Origin of the sequence: Flavobacterium sp. 38-13 (genome assembly GCF_001899155.1) — a bacterium.
Taxonomy (GTDB): domain Bacteria; phylum Bacteroidota; class Bacteroidia; order Flavobacteriales; family Flavobacteriaceae; genus Flavobacterium; species Flavobacterium lindanitolerans.
On the sequence record NZ_MKVG01000007.1, the window covers coordinates 257,567 to 280,794 of the forward strand.

The 23,228-nt window shown below is 37.6% G+C and carries 26 protein-coding genes; 14 read left to right on the forward strand and 12 right to left on the reverse strand.

Features of this window, described 5'->3' with window-relative positions; all coding sequences use genetic code 11:
- Window positions 1-20 precede the first annotated feature (20 nt).
- From BGO88_RS04055 to ychF, 5 genes are all read right to left on the reverse strand, one after another.
- Window positions 21-1,874, reverse strand: coding sequence for a DNA topoisomerase IV subunit B (locus tag BGO88_RS04055; protein WP_056070728.1), 1,854 nt, complete (start codon window positions 1,872-1,874; stop codon window positions 21-23).
- 110 nt (window positions 1,875-1,984) lie between these two features.
- On the reverse strand, window positions 1,985-2,659 hold the full coding sequence (locus BGO88_RS04060) for a TIGR02117 family protein (RefSeq protein WP_286706046.1): 675 nt from the start codon (window positions 2,657-2,659) through the stop codon (window positions 1,985-1,987).
- A 5-nt stretch (window positions 2,660-2,664) separates the two neighbouring features.
- A complete protein-coding gene (locus BGO88_RS04065; RefSeq protein ID WP_056070719.1) occupies window positions 2,665-3,192 on the reverse strand; it encodes an NADPH-dependent FMN reductase in 528 nt (175 codons plus the stop codon).
- Window positions 3,189-4,130, reverse strand: coding sequence for a YihY/virulence factor BrkB family protein (locus BGO88_RS04070; protein WP_273238669.1), 942 nt, complete (start codon window positions 4,128-4,130; stop codon window positions 3,189-3,191). The genes BGO88_RS04065 and BGO88_RS04070 overlap by 4 nt, the downstream gene beginning before the upstream one ends.
- Window positions 4,131-4,267: 137 nt before the next feature.
- Window positions 4,268-5,362: a redox-regulated ATPase YchF gene (ychF, locus tag BGO88_RS04075; protein ID WP_286706047.1), complete on the reverse strand. Its 1,095-nt coding sequence runs from the start codon at window positions 5,360-5,362 to the stop codon at window positions 4,268-4,270.
- Window positions 5,363-5,572: 210 nt separating this feature from the next.
- Between ychF and BGO88_RS04080 the strand changes: the two genes are divergently transcribed.
- Window positions 5,573-6,112, forward strand: a complete 540-nt coding sequence (locus BGO88_RS04080; RefSeq protein ID WP_101471800.1) for a hypothetical protein — start codon at window positions 5,573-5,575, stop codon at window positions 6,110-6,112.
- Between the two features lie 73 nt (window positions 6,113-6,185).
- Here the strand turns inward: BGO88_RS04080 and BGO88_RS04085 are convergent, their stop codons facing one another.
- On the reverse strand, window positions 6,186-6,536 hold the full coding sequence (locus BGO88_RS04085) for a 4Fe-4S dicluster domain-containing protein (RefSeq protein ID WP_056070711.1): 351 nt from the start codon (window positions 6,534-6,536) through the stop codon (window positions 6,186-6,188).
- A 113-nt stretch (window positions 6,537-6,649) separates the two neighbouring features.
- Between BGO88_RS04085 and BGO88_RS04090 the strand changes: the two genes are divergently transcribed.
- The 6 genes from BGO88_RS04090 to BGO88_RS04115 all read left to right on the forward strand — a co-directional run bounded on the left by BGO88_RS04090 (window position 6,650) and on the right by BGO88_RS04115 (window position 11,444).
- Window positions 6,650-7,708: an acyl-CoA reductase gene (locus BGO88_RS04090; protein ID WP_286706048.1), complete on the forward strand. Its 1,059-nt coding sequence runs from the start codon at window positions 6,650-6,652 to the stop codon at window positions 7,706-7,708.
- A 145-nt stretch (window positions 7,709-7,853) separates the two neighbouring features.
- Entirely contained in the window at window positions 7,854-8,927 is a 1,074-nt protein-coding gene (serC, locus tag BGO88_RS04095; protein WP_056070708.1) for a 3-phosphoserine/phosphohydroxythreonine transaminase, read from the forward strand.
- A 31-nt stretch (window positions 8,928-8,958) separates the two neighbouring features.
- Window positions 8,959-9,918 carry a D-2-hydroxyacid dehydrogenase gene (locus BGO88_RS04100; protein WP_056070703.1) on the forward strand — a complete coding sequence of 320 codons (960 nt, stop codon included), beginning with the start codon at window positions 8,959-8,961 and terminating at the stop codon, window positions 9,916-9,918.
- 66 nt (window positions 9,919-9,984) lie between these two features.
- Window positions 9,985-10,542: a hypothetical protein gene (locus tag BGO88_RS04105; RefSeq protein WP_101471798.1), complete on the forward strand. Its 558-nt coding sequence runs from the start codon at window positions 9,985-9,987 to the stop codon at window positions 10,540-10,542.
- Window positions 10,543-10,661: 119 nt separating this feature from the next.
- Window positions 10,662-11,087 (forward strand): DUF6146 family protein, encoded by a 426-nt coding sequence (locus BGO88_RS04110; RefSeq protein ID WP_056070699.1) that lies wholly within the window; start codon window positions 10,662-10,664, stop codon window positions 11,085-11,087.
- Between the two features lie 30 nt (window positions 11,088-11,117).
- On the forward strand, window positions 11,118-11,444 hold the full coding sequence (locus tag BGO88_RS04115; protein ID WP_101471797.1) for a DUF6787 family protein: 327 nt from the start codon (window positions 11,118-11,120) through the stop codon (window positions 11,442-11,444).
- Between the two features lie 68 nt (window positions 11,445-11,512).
- Here the strand turns inward: BGO88_RS04115 and BGO88_RS04120 are convergent, their stop codons facing one another.
- Together BGO88_RS04120 and msrA are read right to left on the reverse strand one after the other, a co-directional pair.
- Window positions 11,513-11,812 carry a hypothetical protein gene (locus BGO88_RS04120; protein ID WP_056070693.1) on the reverse strand — a complete coding sequence of 100 codons (300 nt, stop codon included), beginning with the start codon at window positions 11,810-11,812 and terminating at the stop codon, window positions 11,513-11,515.
- Window positions 11,813-11,855: 43 nt separating this feature from the next.
- Window positions 11,856-12,506, reverse strand: coding sequence for a peptide-methionine (S)-S-oxide reductase MsrA (msrA, locus tag BGO88_RS04125; RefSeq protein ID WP_056070690.1), 651 nt, complete (start codon window positions 12,504-12,506; stop codon window positions 11,856-11,858).
- 138 nt (window positions 12,507-12,644) lie between these two features.
- Between msrA and BGO88_RS04130 the strand changes: the two genes are divergently transcribed.
- The 3 genes from BGO88_RS04130 (at window position 12,645) to BGO88_RS04140 (ending at window position 15,514) form a co-directional block, all read left to right on the forward strand.
- On the forward strand, window positions 12,645-13,304 hold the full coding sequence (locus BGO88_RS04130; protein ID WP_056070687.1) for an ABC transporter ATP-binding protein: 660 nt from the start codon (window positions 12,645-12,647) through the stop codon (window positions 13,302-13,304).
- Window positions 13,305-13,318: 14 nt separating this feature from the next.
- Window positions 13,319-14,083 (forward strand): TIGR02757 family protein, encoded by a 765-nt coding sequence (locus BGO88_RS04135; RefSeq protein WP_286706049.1) that lies wholly within the window; start codon window positions 13,319-13,321, stop codon window positions 14,081-14,083.
- Window positions 14,084-14,164: 81 nt separating this feature from the next.
- A complete protein-coding gene (locus tag BGO88_RS04140; RefSeq protein WP_101471794.1) occupies window positions 14,165-15,514 on the forward strand; it encodes a DEAD/DEAH box helicase in 1,350 nt (449 codons plus the stop codon).
- Between the two features lie 3 nt (window positions 15,515-15,517).
- On the opposite strand, the gene BGO88_RS04145 is transcribed toward BGO88_RS04140, so the two are convergent.
- Window positions 15,518-16,627 (reverse strand): lactonase family protein, encoded by a 1,110-nt coding sequence (locus BGO88_RS04145; protein ID WP_286706050.1) that lies wholly within the window; start codon window positions 16,625-16,627, stop codon window positions 15,518-15,520.
- Window positions 16,628-17,188: 561 nt separating this feature from the next.
- Between BGO88_RS04145 and BGO88_RS04150 the strand changes: the two genes are divergently transcribed.
- From BGO88_RS04150 to BGO88_RS04165, 4 genes are read left to right on the forward strand one after another with little or no spacing between them, the layout of a single operon-like run.
- Window positions 17,189-19,129 (forward strand): vWA domain-containing protein, encoded by a 1,941-nt coding sequence (locus BGO88_RS04150; protein WP_286706051.1) that lies wholly within the window; start codon window positions 17,189-17,191, stop codon window positions 19,127-19,129.
- Window positions 19,126-20,382 (forward strand): dihydroorotase, encoded by a 1,257-nt coding sequence (locus BGO88_RS04155; RefSeq protein WP_286706052.1) that lies wholly within the window; start codon window positions 19,126-19,128, stop codon window positions 20,380-20,382. The genes BGO88_RS04150 and BGO88_RS04155 overlap by 4 nt, the downstream gene beginning before the upstream one ends.
- A gap of 3 nt (window positions 20,383-20,385) precedes the next feature.
- A complete protein-coding gene (locus BGO88_RS04160) occupies window positions 20,386-20,712 on the forward strand; it encodes a hypothetical protein (RefSeq protein WP_101471790.1) in 327 nt (108 codons plus the stop codon).
- A gap of 5 nt (window positions 20,713-20,717) precedes the next feature.
- Window positions 20,718-21,368 carry an alpha/beta hydrolase gene (locus BGO88_RS04165; RefSeq protein WP_286706053.1) on the forward strand — a complete coding sequence of 217 codons (651 nt, stop codon included), beginning with the start codon at window positions 20,718-20,720 and terminating at the stop codon, window positions 21,366-21,368.
- Window positions 21,369-21,404: 36 nt separating this feature from the next.
- Here the strand turns inward: BGO88_RS04165 and BGO88_RS04170 are convergent, their stop codons facing one another.
- Genes BGO88_RS04170 through BGO88_RS04180 form a run of 3 tightly spaced genes read right to left on the reverse strand, consistent with a single transcriptional unit; the run spans window position 21,405 to window position 23,214 of the window.
- Window positions 21,405-21,890, reverse strand: coding sequence for a hypothetical protein (locus BGO88_RS04170; protein WP_286706054.1), 486 nt, complete (start codon window positions 21,888-21,890; stop codon window positions 21,405-21,407).
- Between the two features lie 49 nt (window positions 21,891-21,939).
- On the reverse strand, window positions 21,940-22,437 hold the full coding sequence (locus BGO88_RS04175; RefSeq protein WP_056070660.1) for a hypothetical protein: 498 nt from the start codon (window positions 22,435-22,437) through the stop codon (window positions 21,940-21,942).
- A 12-nt stretch (window positions 22,438-22,449) separates the two neighbouring features.
- On the reverse strand, window positions 22,450-23,214 hold the full coding sequence (locus BGO88_RS04180) for an MBL fold metallo-hydrolase (RefSeq protein ID WP_056070657.1): 765 nt from the start codon (window positions 23,212-23,214) through the stop codon (window positions 22,450-22,452).
- Window positions 23,215-23,228 lie beyond the last annotated feature (14 nt).

A 23,228-nucleotide genomic window follows, 5' to 3' on the forward strand; every position in this document is an offset into this window, starting at 1 on the left:
ATAATTATTTGATTCTAATCTTATTTCTCAACAACATCCAGTTCTACTTTCAGATTATTGATGATAAATTCCTGCCTATCCGGCGTGTTTTTACCCATATAGAAAGACAAAAGCTGTTCAATGGAAGTCAGCTTGTCTAACATGACCGGGTCCAGTCGGATATCATCACCAATAAAATGCTTGAACTCATCAGGAGAGATTTCTCCCAAACCTTTAAATCGTGTGATTTCCGGCTTAGGTTTTAGCTTTTCAATAGCATTAACCCGTTCTTCTTCTGAATAACAGTAAATGGTTTCTTTTCTGTTTCTTACCCTGAAAAGCGGCGTTTGCAGGATATACAAATGTCCTTCCTTGATTAACTCCGGGAAAAATTGCAGGAAGAACGTAATCAGCAGTAAACGGATGTGCATTCCATCGACATCGGCATCGGTTGCAATTACAATATTGTTGTAACGCAGGTCACCCATGTCTTCTTCAATATTCAAAGCGGCCTGCAGCAGGTTGAATTCCTCGTTTTCATACACAATCTTTTTGCTCATGCCATACGAATTCAAAGGTTTACCACGCAAGCTGAATACGGCCTGTGTATTCACATCACGCGACTTGGTGATAGATCCCGAAGCCGAATCTCCCTCCGTGATAAAAAGCGTGCTTTCTAAACTTCTTGGGTTTTTAGAATCCGTTAAGTGTACACGGCAATCCCGTAATTTTTTATTGTGAAGACTGGCTTTTTTGGCACGGTCTTTCGCCAATTTACGAATTCCTGAAAGTTCTTTTCGTTCTCTTTCCGCCTGCAGAATCTTACGCAAAAGCAAATCGGCTGTTTCCGGGTTTTTATGCAGAAAGTTATCCAGTTTATTTTTGATAAAATCATTGATAAACGTACGAACCGAAGGCAAATCCGGTCCCATTTCCGTAGAACCCAGTTTTGTCTTTGTCTGCGATTCAAACACCGGCTCCATTACTTTCACGCTGATTGCACTGACAATGGATTTTCGGATATCCGAAGGTTCAAAACCTTTGTTGTAAAATTCGCGGATTGTTTTTACGACCGCCTCACGGAAAGCAACCAAATGCGTTCCTCCCTGTGTTGTATTCTGCCCGTTCACGAAAGAATGATATTCTTCTGAGTACTGCGACTTACTGTGTGTCAGGGCAATTTCTATATCATCGCCGGAAAGATGGATGATTGGATAGACCATATCTTCCTCGGCAATATTTTCTTCTAACAGGTCTTTAAGTCCGTTATCAGAATAAAATTTTTCACCATTGTAAATTATTGTCAGTCCGGTGTTCAGGTAACAATAATTTTTCAGCATTTTCAATACATATTCGTTTCTGAACTTGTAGTTTTTGAAAATGGCCTCATCCGGAGTAAAGGTTACTTTGGTTCCTTTACGCTTGGTTGTTTCAATAATATCTTCTTCAAGCACCAGATTACCTGCAGAGAATTCTGCCGCTTTCTGTTTTTCTTCACGAACGGATTCTACCCTGAAATACGTCGAGAGGGCATTGACTGCCTTGGTACCGACACCATTCAGACCGACTGATTTTTTAAAGGCAAGAGAATCGTACTTTCCTCCCGTGTTCATTTTGGACACTACATCCACTACTTTTCCCAGCGGAATTCCACGCCCATAATCTCTTACGGTAACGGTCTTCTCTTTGATTGACACCTCTATCGTTTTTCCGGCACCCATAACGAATTCATCGATACAGTTGTCCAAAACTTCTTTCAATAGGATATAAATACCATCGTCTGGTGAAGAACCGTCGCCCAATTTCCCGATATACATCCCCGGACGCATTCGGATATGCTCCTTCCAGTCGAGAGAACGGATATTGTCTTCGGTATACTGATTTTGTTCTGACATTTGAAAATTATGGATTTTGTGCTAATATACAGTATCCGCAAGAAAAATGAAAGTCCTGGAAAGCAAAGTTATCAATAGAATAATTGACAAAATCAGCTAGAAATCAGCAGCTATTTGTAATGGCAAAAAATACCTTTATCGGATGGCGTCCATAATGCCGCTTTTTGGTCGGCTGCCTTTAAAGCATTGTTTGCCCAGGTATTACAGGTGTAAAACAGGCTGTATTTTCGATTGGCCTCATAGAAGCTGTCATTCTGCCCGTAAGTCGTGGCATGAATCAGGATTGGATTTCCCTGAGAATCATATTGAAAGCTATCTTCAATATAAGCAATCAGCTTAGCATATTCCTCCTTGCTGATAGCAATCCTGACACAGCTTTCGTTTTCTTTCATCTGTTTGAAAAAAGTAGCATGCATGGCGGAAGTTCCCAAATAGAAAGCTGCATTAAATGCCGTGCTAAATTTCAGGTCAGACCATTCCGGTGTGTTTAAATAAAACCCTTTATCACCCCAGCAAAAACCAATAAACTGCATGGTAGAATCTTTTGAAGCAATATGTTCGTATTTTATTTTTTCACTCCAGTCTTTATATTCCGTTTTGATTGGAACCACAATATCGGTATGTACACCATTGGTTTTAATATAAATGGCGACGTCTTCCTGCTTGTCCTTATCTTCGGTATTGACACCAATGTAAGGAATAGCAAGAGCTAACAGAATGTAAACAATAAAAAATCCGAGTATTCCTAAAATTATCTTCAGTAAAATCCTGAAAATCTTCTTCATCTTTTTCAAGCCTCAAAATTGGTTACAATTTCTTTTAGCTCATTATCCAATTCGGCATTTGAAATCTTTTTATTTTCCACATCAAAATTGGTATAAAAGCTCGGAAGTGAAAACAGGGCTTTAATATTTGCCCCATGTCTTGGCAGATTGCTGCTTGCAAAATCCAATACGCCCTTACCTCCTCTTCCGCCCGGTGAAGTTGCCATTAACAGCATTGGTTTTTGCTGGAATACCTCATTGTCAATTCGGGAACTCCAATCATAAATATTTTTGAAGGCGGTAGAATAGATGCCATTATTTTCAGCCAGAGAAACGACCAGAATATCTGCCGAAGCCAGCTTAGCCAAAAACTTTTTTGCAGTTTCGTGCTGTCCTACCTCTTTTTCCCTATCAACCGAAAAAAGCGGCATTTCAAAATCATTAAGGTCTAAAATTTCTACTTCCGCATCTTCAAAAAGCCCGGAAGCATAAGTAGCCAACATTTTATTAATCGATTTGGAGCTATTACTCCCGCCAAAGGCAATTATTTTCATATCCTGGTTTTTGTATTGGTTTCCGCGTCTGTTATTTCAAAAATCTCTTTCTGGATTTCTACCGAATATTCATTAGGGCTAATACTGCCTCCGTAGGCTTTTGCATACACCTTAGTGAATTCAGCACCAAAATAAAGAATTATTGCGGAATAATATACCCATACCAAAATTATTATTATTGAACCGGCTGCCCCATAAACACTGGCAACAGTAGAATTCCCCAAATAGAGCCCGATTGCAAATTTACCAACCATAAAAAGCACGGCTGTAAAAGACGAACCTATGAAAGCGTCTTTCCACCTGATTTTTCCATCCGGCAGCGTCCTGAAAATAATGGTAAACAGCAACGTAATAATGGCAAATACCAGCAGTAGATTCAGCACATAAAAGATGTAAATGGTTCCTTCCTGAAAATATGACCGGAGTTTTGCACTTAAAAGGTCCATAACCGAATTGACCAACAAACTGACCAATAGCAAGAATCCGACAGAAACAATCATCGAAAATGACATCAATCGGTTTTGGATAAACTTTTTAAGTCCTTTGTTGGGTTTTGCCTTGAGTCCCCATATGAAGTTGATAGAACTCTGGATTTCGGCAAAAACCCCGGAAGCTCCTATCAAAAGCATTACCCCTCCAAAAATGGCCGCAAATGCATTACTGTCTGAAAGCTCCACATTTTTAATGGCATTTTGTATCTGGATTGCCGCATCATTACCTACAAGCCTGTTAATCTGTCCGTACAGCTCTCCGGTAACCGCATCTTTTCCAAAGAAAAAACCACAAAGCGTAATGATGATAATCATTAATGGAGGTATTGCAAAAATGGTATAATAAGAGAGTGATGCGCTTAATTTGATTGCATTGTCATCATTAAACTCTGATATCGTATTTTTGAGTAAGTACCAGGTTTTTGAGAATAATCCTTTCGCTTTCATAGTGCGTTTTGGTTTCGGTTTACTCAAATATAGCTGATTTTAAGAAATTCACCGGTCAGTTTATAGGATTTTTAACATGACATATCTTCATAAAAAAAGCGGCCAAGAAGCCGCTTTTAATTGTTTATACTTTGAAATTATACATTAAATCTGAAGTGCATCACATCCCCATCTTTTACTATATATTCTTTACCTTCCACACGCAGTTTTCCGGCTTCTTTTACTTTAGATTCAGAACCGTAGGTTACGAAATCATCATAAGCAATTACTTCCGCACGGATAAATCCTTTTTCAAAATCAGTATGGATTACTCCGGCTGCCTGTGGCGCTGTTGCTCCAATATTGATTGTCCAGGCACGTACTTCTTTTACACCGGCGGTAAAATAAGTCTGTTGCTTCAACAACTTATAAGCCGCACGAATCAGTACAGACGACCCCGGTTCTGTCAAGCCCATGTCTTCAAGAAACACCTGACGTTCTTCATAACTTTCCAATTCTGTAATATCGGCCTCAGCCCCAACAGAAAGCACAATAACCTCTGCATCTTCGTCTTTCACCAATTCTCTAACCTGGTCTACATACTTATTTCCGTTAACTGCAGAAGCTTCATCCACATTACATACATACAAAACCGGTTTAGCGGTAATCAATTGGAACGATTCCAAAAGGGCTTCCTCATCATTACTTTGCGGCGTTATGGTTCTGGCTGATTTTGCCTGTAATAAAGCTTCACGGATTCGGTTAAGCAATGCCTGTTCAACCTGCGCTTCCTTGTTTCCTGTTTTGGCAGCACGGTTTACTTTCTCCAAACGTTTTTCAACAGTTTCAAGGTCTTTCAGCTGCAATTCGATATCGATAGTTTCTTTGTCACGGATTGGATTAACATTGCCATCCACATGCACTATATTATCATTATCAAAACAACGCAATACGTGAATGATCGCGTTACACTCGCGGATATTTCCAAGGAACTGATTCCCCAAACCTTCACCTTTACTTGCTCCTTTTACCAATCCTGCAATATCTACAATATCTACAGTAGCCATCTGAACGCGCTCCGGTTTCACCAATTCTTCCAACTTATTAATCCTCGGGTCCGGTACGTTTACGACTCCAATGTTCGGCTCGATAGTACAGAACGGGAAATTTGCGCTTTGCGCTTTTGCATTTGATAAACAATTGAATAATGTTGATTTTCCAACATTTGGCAACCCTACAATTCCTGCTTTCATTATGGTATAAGTATGATATTGATAATTTTAAGGGTGCAAATATACGCTTTTGGATTTGAAATTAATCCTCAACGCCTTTCTATTTTTATTTCTTAAAAAATTAAACTATTTCTATTAAAAAATAACATTTAGCAATTCTTTATGATTTTTTAAAAACCAATTTAACATAAAATCCTTAAATTTGTTAATATCACTCTAAATCAACTCATTATGAAAACTATTTTGTTAAGCAGCATTACATTGTTGGCGGCATTAAGCCTACAGGCCCAGAATAAAAATGTCACAGATGTTTCCAAAACCACGGTAACTACTGTTAAGGATTCTGATGGCGAGAAAACATACCTGAAAACCCAGGAAGTTAAAGAAGTTCAGAATATCGAGTTCCAAAATGCGGATTCCAAAGCATTAAACAAAGACTTGAAGGAAACACCTGTTGAAGTAATTTCAAAAACTCAGGTAATCAATCCTGACGGAAGTACCCGAACAGTAGATATTGACCGTTCCTCTTATTATACTTCAAATGGTAAAACCTATCAGTTACGATTAGACCCGGCTGGTTACGTGATTACCACACAGGACAATAAAAGACTGGGACTTTTGAGAGCTACAACTACAAACAGTTATATCTACAGAGGTAAAAACCAGACTTCAATAGGTTATTTTGACACCAACGGAAATTTGGTTGTAGAAACTTATGATGACAAATCCGATAAGGTTTCTATAGAGACCTATGTACGTTCTCCGAAATAAAATTTTATTGACACACATAAAAAAACCTGAATTGTTTAATTCAGGTTTTTTTATTTTCTTTTAATAAGTAAGATTACTCCCCATGTAAAAAGGCCTGCCTGTTAAGCAAAGTCTCTTCACTTTCTACATGGTTGTCGTCCGGAACGCAACAGTCAACCGGACAAACGGCAGCGCATTGCGGCTCTTCGTGGAATCCTTTACATTCTGTACATTTACCCGGAACAATATAATAGATATCATCCGAAAGAGGCGTATGCGGCGCATCCGCATCCACTTCCTCTCCATTTGGAAGCACTATTTTTCCATTAAGTTTCGTTCCGTCTTTATATCTCCAATCATCTGCACCTTCATAGATGGCAGTATTTGGGCATTCTGGTTCGCAAGCACCACAATTGATGCATTCGTCTGTTATTATGATTGCCATTTTTTCATTTTTTGCTATAAGCTATAGGCAATATGCGTAAGGCTTGCCTGCTGCCTAGAAAAGGTTTATTTTTGTGCAAAATTACATCCAAAACAATTCATAAGCAAATCAATATGACTTTAGAGCACAAAAAAAATATTTTCGCAGAGTTAGGAAAATTCTTAAGTCAATTTTCTGAAAATGAAAGTATTAAAAAAGAAAACGTTTTACATAACGATTTGTTTTTCAATGATTTTTTGGATTTGATTGAGTTGTCTCAATCCCATAACGGTTGGTATACCCCGGAACAGGTATACTTTGCCATACGCTCCTGGGCTGAAGCCTTGACAAAAGAAAATCTGGACCAATGGCTTTCCAAATACAATCTGGAAAACGTTGGCGGAAAAACAGTTGGATTGGTTTTGGCTGGAAATATCCCATTGGTGGGATTTCATGACTTTTTGAGTGTTTTAATTTCCGGTCATAAAGTATTGGTCAAAACCTCTTCAAATGACCAGCATCTGTTGCCGTTTTTAGCAAAATACATTATGGCTGTCGAGCCTAAAATGGGAGAATACATTACATTTACTGAAGGAAAATTAGAAAATTTTGATGCTGTCATTGCAACAGGAAGTAATAATACGGCCCGTTATTTTGAATATTATTTTAAGGACAAACCTTCCATAATCAGAAAGAACAGAAATTCTGTTGCGGTATTGGACGGCACGGAATCCAAAGAAGACTTTATTCAACTGGGTGAAGACATCTTCCGATATTTCGGATTGGGTTGCAGAAACGTTTCCAAACTTTTTGTCCCAAAAGATTATAAATTCGAAGCCTTTTTTGAAGGAATTTTTGAGTATCAGGATGTCATCCATTATGAAAAATATGCCAATAATTACGACTACAATAAGGCAGTCTTCCTGATGAGTAATTTCAAACTGCTCGATAACGGATTCCTTACTATTAAGGAAGACACGAGCTATTCCTCTCCTATTTCAAGTGTATTTTATGAATTCTATGAAAATACAGAGGAACTTAAAAAACGTCTTACAACAGACAATGAGCAAATCCAATGTATTGTTTCCAAAGGAATAATTGAAAACAGCATTCCGTTTGGCAAAACACAGAAACCGGAACTTTGGGACTATGCCGACAATGTAGACACTATTGCATTTCTTTCATCAATTTAGTCAAAATAGCTCATAAAAATAGTTTTACTATATCGTTTTCGTTAATAACCTTACGAAATTATCATGAAAAGGCTAAGAAATCTTTAATCTTAATTCCTGAAATTTGCTTTTCAAACTCACAACAACACTTTCTTAAAAACACAGCATGAAAAAGCATAACTACAGTGCAGGTCCTTGCATCCTGCCGCAAGAAGTATTTGAAAAATCAGCACAGGCTATTTTGAACTTCAATGATTCGGGCTTATCCATTCTGGAAATTTCACACAGGAGTAAAGATTTTGTAGCCGTAATGGAAGAAGCCAGAGCCCTGGTTTTGGAACTTCTGGGCTTGCAGGGAAAAGGTTATCAGGCTTTATTTTTACAAGGCGGCGCCAGTATGGAATTTTTACGGGTTCCTTACAATTTATTAAGAGACGGCGGGAAAGCTTCTTATTTAGATACCGGAACCTGGGCAGCAGGAGCCATAAAGGAAGCCAAAGCATTTGGAGAAACCATTGTGGTTGCTTCCTCAAAAGAAGATAAATACAATCATATTCCTAAACATTATGCTATTCCTGCAGATGCTGATTATTTTCACTGCACCTCCAACAATACGATTTACGGAACACAGATGAAAGAATTTCCGGAAACAAAAATTCCGGTAGTCTGCGATATGAGTTCGGATATTTTTTCACGCCAACTCGATTTCTCAAAATTTGACCTCATTTATGCCGGAGCTCAAAAAAACATGGGACCAGCAGGAGTTACGCTCGTAGTGGTCAAAGAAGCTATTTTGGGTAAAACAGGACGAAACATACCGAATATATTAAACTATCAGCAGCACATTGAAAAAGAAAGTATGTACAATACACCTGCAGTTTTTGCAGTCTATACTTCCCTACTGACATTGCAATGGCTAAAACGACAAGGTGGAATTCCCGCCATTGAAAAAATCAACGAGGCCAAAGCCCAGTTATTATATGCAGAAATAGACCGAAATCCATTATTCACCGGAACAGCCGTTACAGAAGACCGTTCCAACATGAATGCGACTTTCTTACTAAAGGACGAAACCCAGGCACAGGCATTCGACCGGTATTGGAAAGAAGCCGGAATATCTGGTCTGACCGGACATCGTTCCGTAGGCGGTTACAGGGCTTCCATGTATAATGCTTTGCCTTTGGAGAGCGTACAGGTACTGGTAGATGTAATGAAGGAATTTGAAAAGACAAATGCCTGATTCACCAAAACATAAAACACAATTAAGAAACATGAAAGTATTAGCCAACGACGGAATTTCAAAAAGCGGCATCATCGCTTTGGAAAAAGGCGGATTTGAAGTCATAACGACCAAGGTAGCACAGGAACAGGTCGCCAATTATATCAATAAAAATGCTATTTCGGTGCTTTTAGTACGAAGTGCAACTAAAGTAAGACAAGACATTATTGACAACTGCCCTACGCTGAAAGTAATAGGCAGAGGCGGAGTAGGTATGGATAATATCGATGTGGATTATGCCCGCGAAAAAGGAATACATGTTATCAACACTCCGGCTTCTTCATCAGAATCTGTGGCAGAACTGGTTTTTGCCCACCTTTTTTCGGGCGTACGATTCCTGCATGATGCCAACCGCAATATGCCGCTTGAAGGTGATTCTAATTTTGAAGGACTAAAGAAAGCGTATGCCAATGGAATTGAATTAAAAGGAAAAACACTTGGAATAATCGGTTTTGGAAAAATCGGAAAAGCAGTTGCCAAAATCGGACTCGGATTGGGCATGCGTGTCATCGCTTCCGATAAGTTTGTAGGCAATGCAGAAATTAAGGTGGATTTTTATAATGGTCAGTTTATTAATGTTGACATCGTGACTGAACCAATGGAAGATATTTTAAGGCATTCCGACTTTATCTCATTGCACGTTCCTGCACAAGACGGATATGTAATCGGGAAAGAAGAATTTGAGCAGATGAAAGATGGTGTGGGAATTATAAACGCTTCGCGTGGCGGTATAATTAACGAAGTTGACCTTATTGAAGCCTTAGATAACGGAAAGGTTTTATTTGCCGGACTGGATGTTTTTGAAGAAGAACCTACACCAGCCGTACAGGTTCTCATGCACCCTAAAATATCACTAACACCGCATATTGGTGCAGCAACATTGGAAGCACAGGACCGAATTGGAATTGAACTGGCAGAACAAATCATCAGTTTATTAAAATCAGACATATAATTTATCATTCTTGTTAAATATTAGGCTTTTTTGTATAGATTTGTTTAAACTTTAAACTTACAGAAGATGCTAGAACAATTATCCGATTTAGTAAGACAGTACGGAAACGACGCTGTAGTAAACAATAATTCCGTACCAAATGAATTGAACGAAGGTGTTATGGACGAAGCCAGCACCTCTATTTTTTCAGGACTTCAGAAAATTATTTCTGATGGTGGCGCAGACCAGATTGGTCAATTGTTTCAAGGCGATAATGCCGGTTCAGCATCAAATCCTGTTGTGAAACAACTAACAGAGCAGCTTTCCGGAAATCTGGGAGAAAAATTCGGCCTTAGCAGTGATGCTGCTTCGGGTGTTGCCGGCGGACTAATTCCAAAAGTTTTAGGGTCTCTGATTGGAAAAGCAAAAAATCCTAACGACAAAAGTTTTGAAATTTCAGACATTGTCAACTCGCTTAGTGGCGGTCAGGGCGGTTCATCTATCATGGATGCCATCCAGAAATATGGAGGTCAGTTTGGATTAGACCAAAACAATGACGGCAAGATAGACATGAGTGATGCAATGGCTGCTGTCAACAAAAAAGGTGGCATCGGTGGTTTTCTTGGAAAACTTTTCGGAAGATAAATCATTACAATATAGTATACTAAGGCCAGACTGACGTCTGGCTTTTTTTTGTTAAAAATATAAGAAGCCGAAAAAGCATTCCGAAAAGAATGAGTAACTTTATACAAATCCTGTCAAACATGAAAAATCTCATTTACATCATTGCGTTATTCTTTTTGATTTTTGGATGTACCACAACAAAAGATACAAAAACCAAAACGTTTCAACAGACTGATAAGGCGGTACAAAATGACACGATAAAAATTGCCAATGAAGAACTTGAATATGAAGTTATCATTATCGACCCGGGATTCAACAGCTGGTTTTACAGCTATGCCAGGCCACGAAATTATTATTCACAACAATACATGGAAACACGAAACCGTGTTTGGGTCATGGAATGGAATAGCCGTTTCAACCAGGGCGACCGACGCTTTGATATGAGTATTGACTATCAAAATAATATAAACTATGGCTATGAAGTTAATTATATGCTGTATAACTATCTCACTTATTTTCAACTTACCCATAATATAAAACTTGGAGGTTTTGTGCCTCGAATTTAAAGTTGTAGTTTTGCGCTATATTTATTAAGTATGAATAAGCTTAAAAAGCGCTGGGGCATTACATCAAACTACCAGCTTGTCATAATTTTTATTGTTTTTGCCATAAACGGTTCCCTTTCAGCCCGTATTTCCTATTTTTTGATGGGACTTCTCGGAATAACAAAAGAAAATACGCATTGGTCGCTATACTATATCATTCTATTGGTATTGGTGTTACCACTTTATCCTTTTATGCTAATGGTTTTCGGATATATTTTTGGACAATCGGGATTTTTCTTTCCTTTTGCCAAGCGAATGATTCGAAGCATGAGATTGGGATTTTTATTGCCTAAAGAAAAAAACGAAGAAAGCAACTAAGTTGCAACTGCTATAAAAAAGAAAAGCCGGAATTGAACTTCCGGCTTTTTTATTATCTAACAAAATCGTTACTTTTTTTCATTGCTGAAATAATAAGTATAAATCCATGTCAGGGTAAATGTTGGCAATATATCTGTTAAGGGAAATAATTCTTCCAGAAAAGAGATGATACCTCCAACCGTACCTACTGTTCCCTTATACATTCTTGCCAGGATAAATCCTGAAATAGGAGCCCAGGCAATATCTGCAAACTCTCCAATAAAAGGAAGTGCATAGGTTGTCATTCCTATAACATCAAACAGTATACTCAATAGTAACTGTTTCTGTTTTTTGTCTGAAGCGACTTTAATCTGAACTTGTTCTGTCATTTTCAATTGTTTAGTCGCTATTATAACGCAAAACTAATGCCAATTATTTTTTCAGCTTTCCTGCAAACTGCTTTCTTACTTTTTCAACTTTTGGGGTAATGACATAACTGCAATAGGACTTCTCCTTATTTCTTGCATAATAATTCTGATGGTAGTTTTCTGCTACGTAGAATTTACCCGCAGGAGAAACTTTAGTCACAACCGGTTTACCAAATGTATTTTCTCTATCCAGAAGTTTTATATAGTCCTCTGCCAGTTTCTTTTGTTCCTCATTGTGGTAAAAAATTTCACTTCTGTATTGGGTACCAATATCTGCTCCCTGACGGTTTAATGTTGTTGGGTCATGGGTTGCAAAAAATATTTCCAATAATTCGCCAAAGCTAATCTTATTCGGGTCAAAAGTAATTTGTGTTGCTTCCGCATGTCCTGTTGTTCCGGTAGAAACTTCCTCATATGTTGGATTTTCGGTCTTACCTCCGGTATAGCCCGATTCTACTTTTTTAACGCCGTCCAACTCTAAAAATATAGCTTCTGTACACCAGAAACATCCACCTCCAAAGGTTGCAATCTCTAATCCTTTTTCTACTTCCATTTTTATGGGTTCCTTAATTTCAGAAATTAATTGTTCTTGTTCCTTCTCTTTTGACTGGCATGAAATCGTAATCAAAGTCAGCAGTCCAATCATCTTTTTCATTGTGTCCTTAGTTTTCCTCAAAAATAACGATTATCTGAAGTTTCAGGAATGGCATTAACTAAACTTTATCACTAAGAATAACCTGCTAAAGATGGGAAAATTTTCAAAAACTTTGTTTCTTTGTAGAAATAGGAAAAAATGATTCAGGCAAAAAACCTACATAAATATTACGACAAGCTCCATGTATTAAAAGGCGTTGACCTCCATATTGAAAAAGGTGAAATCGTCTCAATTGTGGGAGCTTCCGGAGCCGGAAAAACCACGTTACTTCAAATTCTGGGAACATTAGACAAACCGAATATAGAAAACGGAACCGAATTACAAATCGACGGAGAAAACATCCTGCATCTTAATGACAAGGCACTTTCCCGTTTCAGAAACCTAAAGCTTGGATTTATATTCCAATTCCACCAGCTTTTACCTGAATTTACGGCTTTGGAAAATGTGTGCATTCCTGCTTTTATTGCCGGAAAATCAAAATCGGAAACCGAAGCGGAAGCCAAAAGACTTTTAGATTACCTTGGATTGTCACACAGGATTGACCATAAGCCGGGAGAACTTTCCGGTGGTGAGCAACAACGTGTGGCCGTTGCGCGTTCGCTTATTAACAAACCTGCCGTTATCTTCGCTGATGAGCCATCCGGAAATTTAGATACTGTTTCCGCAGAAAATCTACACCAATTGTTCTTTAAGCTTAGAGACGAGTTTGGACAAACCTTCGTGATTGTTACCCACAACGAAGAACTGGCCAATATGGCAGACCGAAAACTGGTAATGTCTGACGGATTGATTCCGTAACCTACCAACTAATTATGACAGATACTAAACTAAAAATCTTTCTTGACGAAAAGGTAGAATTATACAATAATCCGGATTTTATCGAAAGCGACCCAATTCAGATTCCGCATGCTTTTTCAATAAAGGAAGATATTGAGATTGCCGGATTCTTAAGTTCGATTATCGCATGGGGCAATCGGAAAATGATTATCAATAATTCCAAAAAGATGATGGAATTGATGGGGAATTCTCCTTATGATTTTATCATGACCCATCAGGATTACCAATTGGAACGACTGGAAAATTTTGTACACAGGACTTTCAACGGACAGGATTTTATCAGTTTTATCAAAGCTTTACAGAATATTTACGCCAACCATAGTGGACTGGAAGCGGTTTTTTTGAAAAACCAAAAAGAAGATTCTATGCAGCATAGCATTCATGAATTTAAAAAAATCTTTTTTGAAATAGAGCATCTGCAACGAACCCAAAAACATATTTCTGACCCACTGAATAATTCCGCAGCCAAAAGAATCAACATGTTTTTGAGATGGATGGTTCGTCAGGACAAAAAAGGCGTTGATTTTGGAATCTGGAAAACCATTTCACCTTCCGCCCTTTCCTGTCCGCTTGACGTACATTCAGGCAATGTAGCGCGTAAGCTAGGACTTTTACATCGAAAACAAAACGATGCCAAGGCTTTGGCAGAATTAGACCTTCAATTACGTAAACTGGACCCGAACGATCCTGTCAAATATGATTTTGCTTTATTTGGTTTGGGTGTCTTTGAAGGGTTTTAAATAACCTTCTGTTAAGGCTTAAAAGCATCTCAATCTGAGAAATCCAAATTTTAACGTACCTTTGCCCAAAATTTATACAATATGTCAACTTTTGAGCAATTCAACCTTCCTAAATCCTTACAAAAAGCAATTGATGATTTAGGATTCACTTCACCTACACCAATTCAGGAAAGGTCATTTTCTGTAATTGCATCAGGGCGTGACATGATGGGTATTGCCCAGACAGGAACAGGAAAAACTTTTGCCTACCTCCTGCCTTTGTTAAAACTGTATAAGTTCACTCCTACACATACACCAAAAATTGTAATTCTGGTTCCTACCAGAGAATTGGTAGTACAGGTTGTAGAAGAAGTTGAAAAGCTAACCAAATACATGTCCGTCAGAACTTTGGGCATTTACGGAGGTGTCAATATCAACACCCAAAAAACTTCTGTTTATCAGGGAATAGATGTTTTGGTTGGTACACCGGGTCGTGTTATGGATTTGGCTTTAGACAATGTCTTGCGTTTTGATGAAACCCAGAAACTGGTGATTGATGAATTTGATGAAATGCTGAATCTTGGTTTCCGCGTACAGCTAACTTCCATTTTGGCAATGATGCGTCCAAAACGCCAAAATATCCTTTTCTCTGCTACAATGACAGATGAAGTTGATGCTGTATTGGAAGATTATTTTGATTTTCCGGAAGAAGTTTCGCTGGCCCCATCCGGAACACCATTGGAAAAAATCAAGCAGGTCAAATATGCCGTTCCGAATTTCAACACAAAAATTAACCTGTTGAAACATCTTTTGTCAACTGACGAGTCCATGTCACGAATCTTAATTTTCGTGAATAACAAGCGTTTTGTTGACATGATTTACGACCGTATTGAAGAGGATTTTGGTGAGCAGTTTGGTGTGATTCATTCCAATAAATCTCAGAATTATCGTCTTACTACTATGCAGGATTTCCAAAAAGGAGATTTGAGGGGAATCATCACCACAGACGTTATGGCCAGAGGTTTGGACATTTCTGATATTACCCATGTATTGAATTTTGATGTTGCAGAAATCCCGGAACAATACATCCATAGAATTGGAAGAACCGGTCGTGCCGATAAAGAAGGAACCGCTATCAGTTTTGTAGGACCAAAGGAAGAAGATGCTTTTATTGAGTGTGAAATGCTGATGGACATGGAAGTAGATATGCTTCCAATTCCGGAAGGAGTTGAAATTTCAACTGTTCTTATCGAATCAGAAAAAGTAAAACAACCGATTAAGCTTTTGAAAAAAGTCAAAAAAGAAGGAGGCAGTGCTTTTCATGAAAAATCAGACAAGAACAAAAAAGTCAATCTGGGCGGTCCCGGCAAAACTAAACCAAGAAAGACAAAGCCAAGAAACCGTGCTGTGGAAAGAAACCGAGACAAAAAGAGAAAAGATAAAGGCAAATAGAATTTAGAATTTGGTAAAAACCAAACAAACGGGAGAACAAAGCTCAATTCTTTTTCCGGTATCGGAAAGCTTTCCTGTAGTTTTATCTATCCTGAATATCACAACATCGTTTGTATATTGGTGTGCGACCAATAAAAATTTACCGCTTGGGTCAATGGCAAAATTCCTCGGACCTTTTCCCTTAGTGCTTACCTGATTGACTAAATCCAACGTTCCTTTTTTATTAATAGCAAAGACGTTGATGGTGTTGGCATCTCCCCTGTTTGTGGCATATAAAAAATGTCCGTCGGGCGAAATATGAATGTCTGCCGCACTATTTTCTCCTTTAAAATCTTTAGCTACAACAGTAATTTCCTGAAGCTGTTTTAAAGAACCGTTTTTGTATTTAAAAACAGTAAGTGTTCCATCCAGTTCCTGAAGCAAGTAGACAAACTTCCCATCTTTACTAAACGTAAGATGACGAGGACCGCTTCCTGGTTTTACAGCTATTTTATCTTTTAATTCCAATATTTTTTCCGGAGCATTCTTATTGTATTTGTAAACGTAAATCATATCCGTTCCTAAATCATTTGCCAAAATATATTTTTTATCCGGTGAAAAATATACCATATGAACATGGGCACTTTCCTGTCGGCTTGTATTGATTCCTTTTCCGGTATGTTGTATAACCTGTTTGGCTTCTTTCAGACTTCCATCTGCCTTCTTTTCAAAAACAGCGATACTTCCTCCTGAATAATTCGCTACAATTACATTTTTGTCATCATTAATAGTATAACACGGGTCGGCACCTTTGGAATCCAGAGAATTCAGCAGTTGCAATTGGCCGCTTTTTGAATCAAAACGGAAAGAACTTATTTTACTGTTTGCCCCATTTTCATTAACGCTGTAGACATATTTGGCATCTTCCGAAACCGTGAGATAACTCGGATTGTCTGTTTTCTGTGTCTTTTTTAAAGAAAAATCACCCGTATCCGGGCTAAAATCATAAACATATATTCCTTTACTTTCACAGGAATTCGTGTAGGTTCCTACAATCAGATTATAAATTTTATCCTGGGCTTTAGCATTCATAACAAATAAAAAAACAAGAAGAAAGAAATTGATTTTTTTCATTTTAAAAATTGTTTAGAACAAAAATAAGGCTTCGGAAAGCAAAAGCATCATCACGAAATGTTAATTTCACTTATGTTGAGGCGATAGATTTTTGCCTCAGATTAAACCAATTTACACAGATTTTTAGACATTGAATCATTTTAATCTTTTAATCTGTGGCATTCTAACTCTATAATATCAAAAGTTTTTAGCCACTGATTACACAGATTTACGTAGATTTTGGAAATTGAATCATTCTAATCCTTTAATCTGTGGCATTCTAACTCTCCTCTCTGTAATAATATCAAAAGTTTTTTTAGCCACTGATTGCACAGATTTACGTAGATTTTGGACATTGAATCATTTTAATCCTTTAATCTGTGGCATCCTAACTCTGTAATATATCAAAAGATTTTTTTTTAGCCACTGATTACACAGATTTACCCGGATTTTGGACATTGAATCATTTTAATCCTTTAATCTGTGGCATTTTTGAACTGACTGATTTAATATTCCAAAAAAATCTCCAAACTAGCTACGACAACTGCCAACTAATTTGTATTTTTGACAAACTTTCAATAAATGCAGTTCAAACACCCTGAAATTCTTTACTTCCTTTTCTTATTGGTCATTCCAATTCTGGTTCATTTATTTCAACTGCGTCGTTTCAAGAAAGAATATTTTACCAACGTACATTTTCTAAAAGAGCTTGCCATACAAACCCGAAAAAGTTCGAGGTTAAAAAAATGGCTTTTATTACTTACCCGGTTATTTCTTCTGGCTTGTCTGATTATTGCTTTTGCCCAGCCTTTTTTCCAGGCTAAAGACAGTAAAGGAATCACGAATGAAATGTTTATCGTTCTCGACAATTCCTTTTCAATGCAGGTCAAAGGAAAACAAGGCGAATTGATGAAACGGGCAGTTCAGGAATTATTGGAAAACGTTCCTGAAAACCAGACTTTTTCACTAATTACAAACTCTGAAACTTTTTGGAATACCGATATAAAATCCATCCAAAGAGAATTGCAAAACCTAAAATACAGTGCTTCTCCCTTTGTTTTGGATAATTTGATGTCCAAAATAAAATCCAGAAAATCGCCTTATAACAAAGACATAGTAATTATTACAGACGCAGTGGGTTTACAGCCAAAACAGCTTAAAAACATTGATAGCACTTCAAATGCCTATTTTATCATTCCAAAAGCAGAACAAAAGAACAATGTAGCGATTGACAGCGTTTTCATCCAACAGGCTTTGGACAATTTTTATGAAATTGGTATCAAGCTTTCTTCCTACGGTGACAATGAAAAGGATATTCCTATTTCTCTTTATAATAACAAAAAACTGGTTGCCAAAACCATAGTCAATTTTGAAGGCAAAGAAAAGTCAATCAATTTTACTATTCCAAAAGGAGATTTCAATGGTTATGCTGCCATTGATGACAATGCATTACAATATGATAACCAATTATTTTTCAGTATTTCAAAGCCGCAAAAGATGAATATCGTTAGCATTGGACAGCCTGAAAAAAGCAGCTTCCTGAAAAAAATCTATTCTGATAATGAATTTATTTTTAGCAACTTCGACTTAAAAACACTGGATTACAATATACTGGAAAAACAGGATGCTATTATCTTAAACGAGGTTCCTGAAGTTCCTCAAGCCTTGCAGACCACCTTAAAAACTTTTGTAGAAAAAGGTGGCAATCTGATTGTTATTCCGTCTTCTGAAAGCAGTATTTCCAACCTGAATAGCCTGATGGGAAATTTCGGAAAAATACAATTCAAATCTTTAGAAAACGGAGAGAAACTGGTTACCAAAATTGCCTTTAATCATCCGCTCTACAGTACCGTTTTTGAGAAAAAGATTGATAATTTCCAATACCCGAATGTTAGCAGTGCTTACAGTATTTCAAGTGCTTATCCATCGATATTGAGTTTTGAAGACCAGAATGCTTTTCTTACGGCAATACAAAATCCGGTCAGTTCGGTTTATGTATTTTCGGCTCCGCTCAATAAAAACAACTCCAATTTCCAGAATTCACCTTTGATTGTGCCTACTTTTTACAATATGGCATTAAGCAGTCAGAAAACAGGAATCAGCGCCTTGACTATTGGGGAAAATAGCCCTTTCCTGATTGACGCTTCCCTCTCCAAAGATGAAATTGTTGAAATCAAAAGTCTTTCCGAAGAAACGAATGAGAAATTCATTCCAATGCAGCAGATATTGAATAATAAAGTCAAACTTACGTTTAACGATTTTCCACAGGAAGCCGGAAATTTTGGAGTCTACAAGCAAGATAATCTTTTAAAGGAAATCAGCTTTAATTATGCCCGAACAGAAAGCAATATTGCTACTTCCAATGAATCTGTATTATCAGATTATAATGTTATTGGAAGCATTGATGAAGTTTTTGATACTTTACAAACCAACAGGACAGACAATGAAATATGGAAATGGTTTGTGTTTTTAACGCTACTCTTTTTAGTCACTGAAATATTGATACAAAAATTCGTAAAATGAACCTAATTATCAGACAAGCTAAGGTTATTGACCCTAAAAGCCCTTATCACAATGAGATTGCCGATTTGAAAATTGAGGGTGGCGTCATTACTAAAATTGGAAAAAAGCTCCAGAATCCTGATAAACTTAAAGAAGTTACTTTTCAAGGTCTTCATATATCACAAGGCTGGTTTGATTCCAGTGTCAGCTTAGGCGAACCGGGGTTTGAAGACAGGGAAACTCTTTCTAACGGACTGGATACAGCCGGAAAAAGCGGTTTTACGGCCATCGCCTTGCAACCCAATGCTTTTCCGATTCCAGACAGCCAATCGGGAATCAGTTTCTCAAAAAGAAAAGCAGAAGGTTTTGCCACAGAACTTTTCCCTATTGGGGCACTGACTAAAGGAAGCGAAGGTAAAGACCTAGCCGAATTGTTTGATATGAAAAATTCCGGCGCCGTGGCTTTTGGTGATTATAACAAAAGCTTGTCAAATGCCAACCTGCTAAAAATTGCGCTGCAATATGTACAGGATTTTGATGGATTGGTTATCGCCTATTCTCAGGATTCGGATATTAAGGGAGCAGGTGTTGCCAATGAAGGTATAGCCAGCACCCGACTTGGCCTGAAAGGTATTCCTTCACTGGCTGAAGAATTGCAGGTTTCAAGGAATTTGTTTATCTTAGAATATACCGGAGGAAAATTACACATCCCAACTATTTCAACCGCAAAATCGGTACAGCTTATCAAAGAAGCGAAAGCGAAAGGTTTGGATGTGACCTGTAGTGTGGCCGTTCATAATCTGGTATTGACCGATGAAAAACTGGATGGTTTTGATACCCGATATAAAGTAACTCCTCCGTTAAGAAGTGAAACAGACAGAAAGGCCTTGGTAAAAGCTGTAAAAGACGGAATCATCGATATGATTACCTCCGACCATAATCCGATGGATATCGAACACAAAAAAATGGAGTTTGATATGGCCAAAAACGGAACTATTGGATTGGAAAGCGCTTTTGGAGCATTACTGACTGTTCTTCCTCTGGAAACAGTAATTGAAAAACTGACTCAGGGAAAAGAAATTTTCAGTATTGACCAAAGTGTTATCAAAGAAGGAAACAAAGCAAATCTGACCCTGTTTAATCCTGAAGAGAAATGGACATTTGGTAAAGAAAATATCTTGTCAAAATCAAAAAATTCAGCTTTTATGGGAGAATCCATGAAAGGAAAAGCCTATGGAATATACAATAACCAACAATTGGTTTTAAACGAATAGATTATGGAAAATACAGTTAACGAAGGAAAAAACATTGCTATTATAACCCACCTTACCATCATAGGAACAATAATCGCTGCCGTATTAAATGGCGATAAAAAAAATGCTTTTGCAGGCTTTTATATCCGACAGACTTTAGGAATATTCCTTCTGTTCTTTGCTTTAGGCTATCCTGTTGGATTGTTTGACAGCTGGATGATTTCATCAGCCCTGTATATCTTTATTTTTATTTTATGGGCCTATAGTTTCGTAAGCGCTCTTCAGGGACAGATGAACAAAATTCCTCTCTTGGGAGGTTTCTTCCAAAAAGCATTTAAAAACCTTACTTAAGACTAATGAAATCAAATATAGAATACCTTATTCGGGAACCTAAAATAAAAAAAGAAAAGAATCCGCTACTGTTATTGCTTCATGGTTATGGGAGTAACGAAGAAGACCTCTTTTCTTTTGCTTCTGAACTTCCTGATGAATATTATGTGGTTTCGGCCCGCGCACCTTATAATCTGCAGCCATACGGACACGCCTGGTATGCCATCAATTTTGATGCGGATGAAAATAAATTTTCGGATATTGACCAGGCTAAGGAATCAAGAGACCTTATTGCAAAGCTCATCAACGAACTGATTTCTGAACTTCCTATTGACTTTCAGAATGTAACATTGATTGGATTCAGCCAGGGAACAATCCTGAGCTATGCTGTTGCTTTAAGCTATCCTAAAAAAGTTAAAAACGTTATTGCTTTAAGTGGTCATATCAATACTGATTTATTAGTTCCGGGCTATGAAAAAAATGATTTCAGGCATCTGAACCTGTTTATTTCCCACGGAACTGTTGACCAGGTAATTCCGGTAGAATGGGCACGAAAAGCGCCTGATTTACTTAAAAAATTAGGAATAGAAGCAACCTATAAAGAATATCCGATTGGACACGGCGTATCGCCACAAAATTTTTACGATTTTAGAAACTGGTTAGAAAATCACAAATAAAAAAGGATTCCGATTTGGAATCCTTTTTAGTATGTTTTAATCTTCTGCCTTATCGCTTCCGGTTATCACTTCCTCATTAATCAGCGCTCCTGCATACATCAGCGAGTCGCCTTTCATCAATTGATAGCCATTTGTAGTTTGCAATTTCCAATCGTCTTTCACATAAGGCTTTCCTTCTGATTCTCTTTCCAATATCATGGATGTTTTTTCATTAGGCATAAAAAGCTCTGCTTTATTTCCTCCATTCTCTTCCAAAATAGCAAAAGCGCTATAAATTGCTTCTCCCTGTTTTATTTCTGCAGCCGGGTTCAAACGGATACCAACCTCAAACGGACGAACACAGGTTCTTTTCAATTCAGACCAGGTATAACCTGCTGAAGCGACACATCCTTTATCGTCTTTATCGTTTCCTACTACTGTTCCGAGGCTGTCTTTCTGGATTGACAAATCAGAATTCCTACCCAGATCTTTACAGGAAAAAGCTGAAACAGTAATAAAGGCCAACATAAATACTTTTTTCATAATTGTTTTGGGGTTAGTCTTGATAGCCTATAAAATTATAAAAAAACTTCTATTTTAATGTGGCAGGATAGATAAAAGTATCCATCGTTTCATATTCCGTTGGCTTACCTTCCTGTTTGTAATATTTTATCATGACTTCGCCCCAGGCTTTTCCAATACTAAAATCGGCAATAATCCAACGGTTGTTCAAAATTTTTATCTTATTGATAATTGCCTTGTCACCATTAATCTTGTCATATTTTGTAAGCGGATTCCCTTCTGGTTTTTCATTCAAGGAATTGATTTCATCCCGAATTTCAGCTGACAACTGATTGATATCAAATTGTTCAAAATAATCCATAGCGTTATCATTATATTCCAAAGAAAAATAATTTGCCTCCATAACCTGATTGTTTAAGGCCGCTATAGAATCTTTTTTTGCTTTGGATTCCTTTTGGAAGTTAGCTATTCTGTCTTCTTCAAATTTTACTTTTTTTGTAAAATACATATAAGTAAAGATGTTCAACAGTACAGACAAAATGAAAAGATATAACAGTGGTTTTTTCATTGTTTTTTGATTTTAGATAGTTATTTGCAAATTGTCATATGCCAGATATACATTTTCAGGAAGCATCTTCTCTACTTCATCGTGAAAACCCATCCTGTGACTGATATGGGTCAGGTAAGCCTTTTCAGGGCGAACCGTATTAATAAATTCCAGGGCTTCTTCCAGATTGAAATGAGAATGGTGCGGTTCTTCCCGTAAAGCATTAACTACAAGCACTTTTAATCCTTTTAGCTTTTCAACTTCAGACGGTTCAATGGTCTTGACATCTGTCAGATAGGCAAAATCGTCTATCCTGTAACCAAAAACCTGAAGATTACCGTGCATCACATTAATTGGAATCGCCTTTTTATTCCCAATATCGAAACTCTGCCCGTTAACTACCTCTATTGGTTCAACAGACGGAGCACCCGGATATTTGTCGACCGTTTCAAAAACATAATCAAACCTGCGTTTAAGCGATTCTAAAACCCTTTTGTGCAGATAGATTGGAATATTGCCCTGTCTGAAATTGAACGGACGGATATCATCCAAACCTGCAGTATGGTCTGAATGTTCGTGTGTAAAGAGGATACCATCAATTTTAGGGCATTGGGACACCAGCATTTGCTGTCTGAAATCCGGTCCGCAATCAATAACAAAAGAATGATTTTCCCAGGAAATCCAAACAGACACACGAAGACGCTTATCTTTTGCGTTGGTACTTTTACATACGGGATGCTCGCTTCCTATTACCGGAATGCCCTGTGAAGTACCCGTACCTAAAAAATAGACTTTCAATTGACGTTAATTTT

What these genes read in the sequence shown, in the direction of transcription:
- BGO88_RS04055 (WP_056070728.1), bottom strand. Translation starts at nt 1,874, where the DNA reads ATGTCAGAACAAAATCAGTATACCGAAGACAATATCCGTTCTCTCGAC.
- BGO88_RS04060 (WP_286706046.1), bottom strand. Translation starts at nt 2,659, where the DNA reads ATGAAGAAGATTTTCAGGATTTTACTGAAGATAATTTTAGGAATACTC.
- BGO88_RS04065 (WP_056070719.1), bottom strand. Translation starts at nt 3,192, where the DNA reads ATGAAAATAATTGCCTTTGGCGGGAGTAATAGCTCCAAATCGATTAAT.
- BGO88_RS04070 (WP_273238669.1), bottom strand. Translation starts at nt 4,130, where the DNA reads ATGAAAGCGAAAGGATTATTCTCAAAAACCTGGTACTTACTCAAAAAT.
- ychF (WP_286706047.1), bottom strand. Translation starts at nt 5,362, where the DNA reads ATGAAAGCAGGAATTGTAGGGTTGCCAAATGTTGGAAAATCAACATTA.
- BGO88_RS04080 (WP_101471800.1), top strand. Translation starts at nt 5,573, where the DNA reads ATGAAAACTATTTTGTTAAGCAGCATTACATTGTTGGCGGCATTAAGC.
- BGO88_RS04085 (WP_056070711.1), bottom strand. Translation starts at nt 6,536, where the DNA reads ATGGCAATCATAATAACAGACGAATGCATCAATTGTGGTGCTTGCGAA.
- BGO88_RS04090 (WP_286706048.1), top strand. Translation starts at nt 6,650, where the DNA reads ATGACTTTAGAGCACAAAAAAAATATTTTCGCAGAGTTAGGAAAATTC.
- serC (WP_056070708.1), top strand. Translation starts at nt 7,854, where the DNA reads ATGAAAAAGCATAACTACAGTGCAGGTCCTTGCATCCTGCCGCAAGAA.
- BGO88_RS04100 (WP_056070703.1), top strand. Translation starts at nt 8,959, where the DNA reads ATGAAAGTATTAGCCAACGACGGAATTTCAAAAAGCGGCATCATCGCT.
- BGO88_RS04105 (WP_101471798.1), top strand. Translation starts at nt 9,985, where the DNA reads ATGCTAGAACAATTATCCGATTTAGTAAGACAGTACGGAAACGACGCT.
- BGO88_RS04110 (WP_056070699.1), top strand. Translation starts at nt 10,662, where the DNA reads ATGAAAAATCTCATTTACATCATTGCGTTATTCTTTTTGATTTTTGGA.
- BGO88_RS04115 (WP_101471797.1), top strand. Translation starts at nt 11,118, where the DNA reads ATGAATAAGCTTAAAAAGCGCTGGGGCATTACATCAAACTACCAGCTT.
- BGO88_RS04120 (WP_056070693.1), bottom strand. Translation starts at nt 11,812, where the DNA reads ATGACAGAACAAGTTCAGATTAAAGTCGCTTCAGACAAAAAACAGAAA.
- msrA (WP_056070690.1), bottom strand. Translation starts at nt 12,506, where the DNA reads ATGAAAAAGATGATTGGACTGCTGACTTTGATTACGATTTCATGCCAG.
- BGO88_RS04130 (WP_056070687.1), top strand. Translation starts at nt 12,645, where the DNA reads ATGATTCAGGCAAAAAACCTACATAAATATTACGACAAGCTCCATGTA.
- BGO88_RS04135 (WP_286706049.1), top strand. Translation starts at nt 13,319, where the DNA reads ATGACAGATACTAAACTAAAAATCTTTCTTGACGAAAAGGTAGAATTA.
- BGO88_RS04140 (WP_101471794.1), top strand. Translation starts at nt 14,165, where the DNA reads ATGTCAACTTTTGAGCAATTCAACCTTCCTAAATCCTTACAAAAAGCA.
- BGO88_RS04145 (WP_286706050.1), bottom strand. Translation starts at nt 16,627, where the DNA reads ATGAAAAAAATCAATTTCTTTCTTCTTGTTTTTTTATTTGTTATGAAT.
- BGO88_RS04150 (WP_286706051.1), top strand. Translation starts at nt 17,189, where the DNA reads ATGCAGTTCAAACACCCTGAAATTCTTTACTTCCTTTTCTTATTGGTC.
- BGO88_RS04155 (WP_286706052.1), top strand. Translation starts at nt 19,126, where the DNA reads ATGAACCTAATTATCAGACAAGCTAAGGTTATTGACCCTAAAAGCCCT.
- BGO88_RS04160 (WP_101471790.1), top strand. Translation starts at nt 20,386, where the DNA reads ATGGAAAATACAGTTAACGAAGGAAAAAACATTGCTATTATAACCCAC.
- BGO88_RS04165 (WP_286706053.1), top strand. Translation starts at nt 20,718, where the DNA reads ATGAAATCAAATATAGAATACCTTATTCGGGAACCTAAAATAAAAAAA.
- BGO88_RS04170 (WP_286706054.1), bottom strand. Translation starts at nt 21,890, where the DNA reads ATGAAAAAAGTATTTATGTTGGCCTTTATTACTGTTTCAGCTTTTTCC.
- BGO88_RS04175 (WP_056070660.1), bottom strand. Translation starts at nt 22,437, where the DNA reads ATGAAAAAACCACTGTTATATCTTTTCATTTTGTCTGTACTGTTGAAC.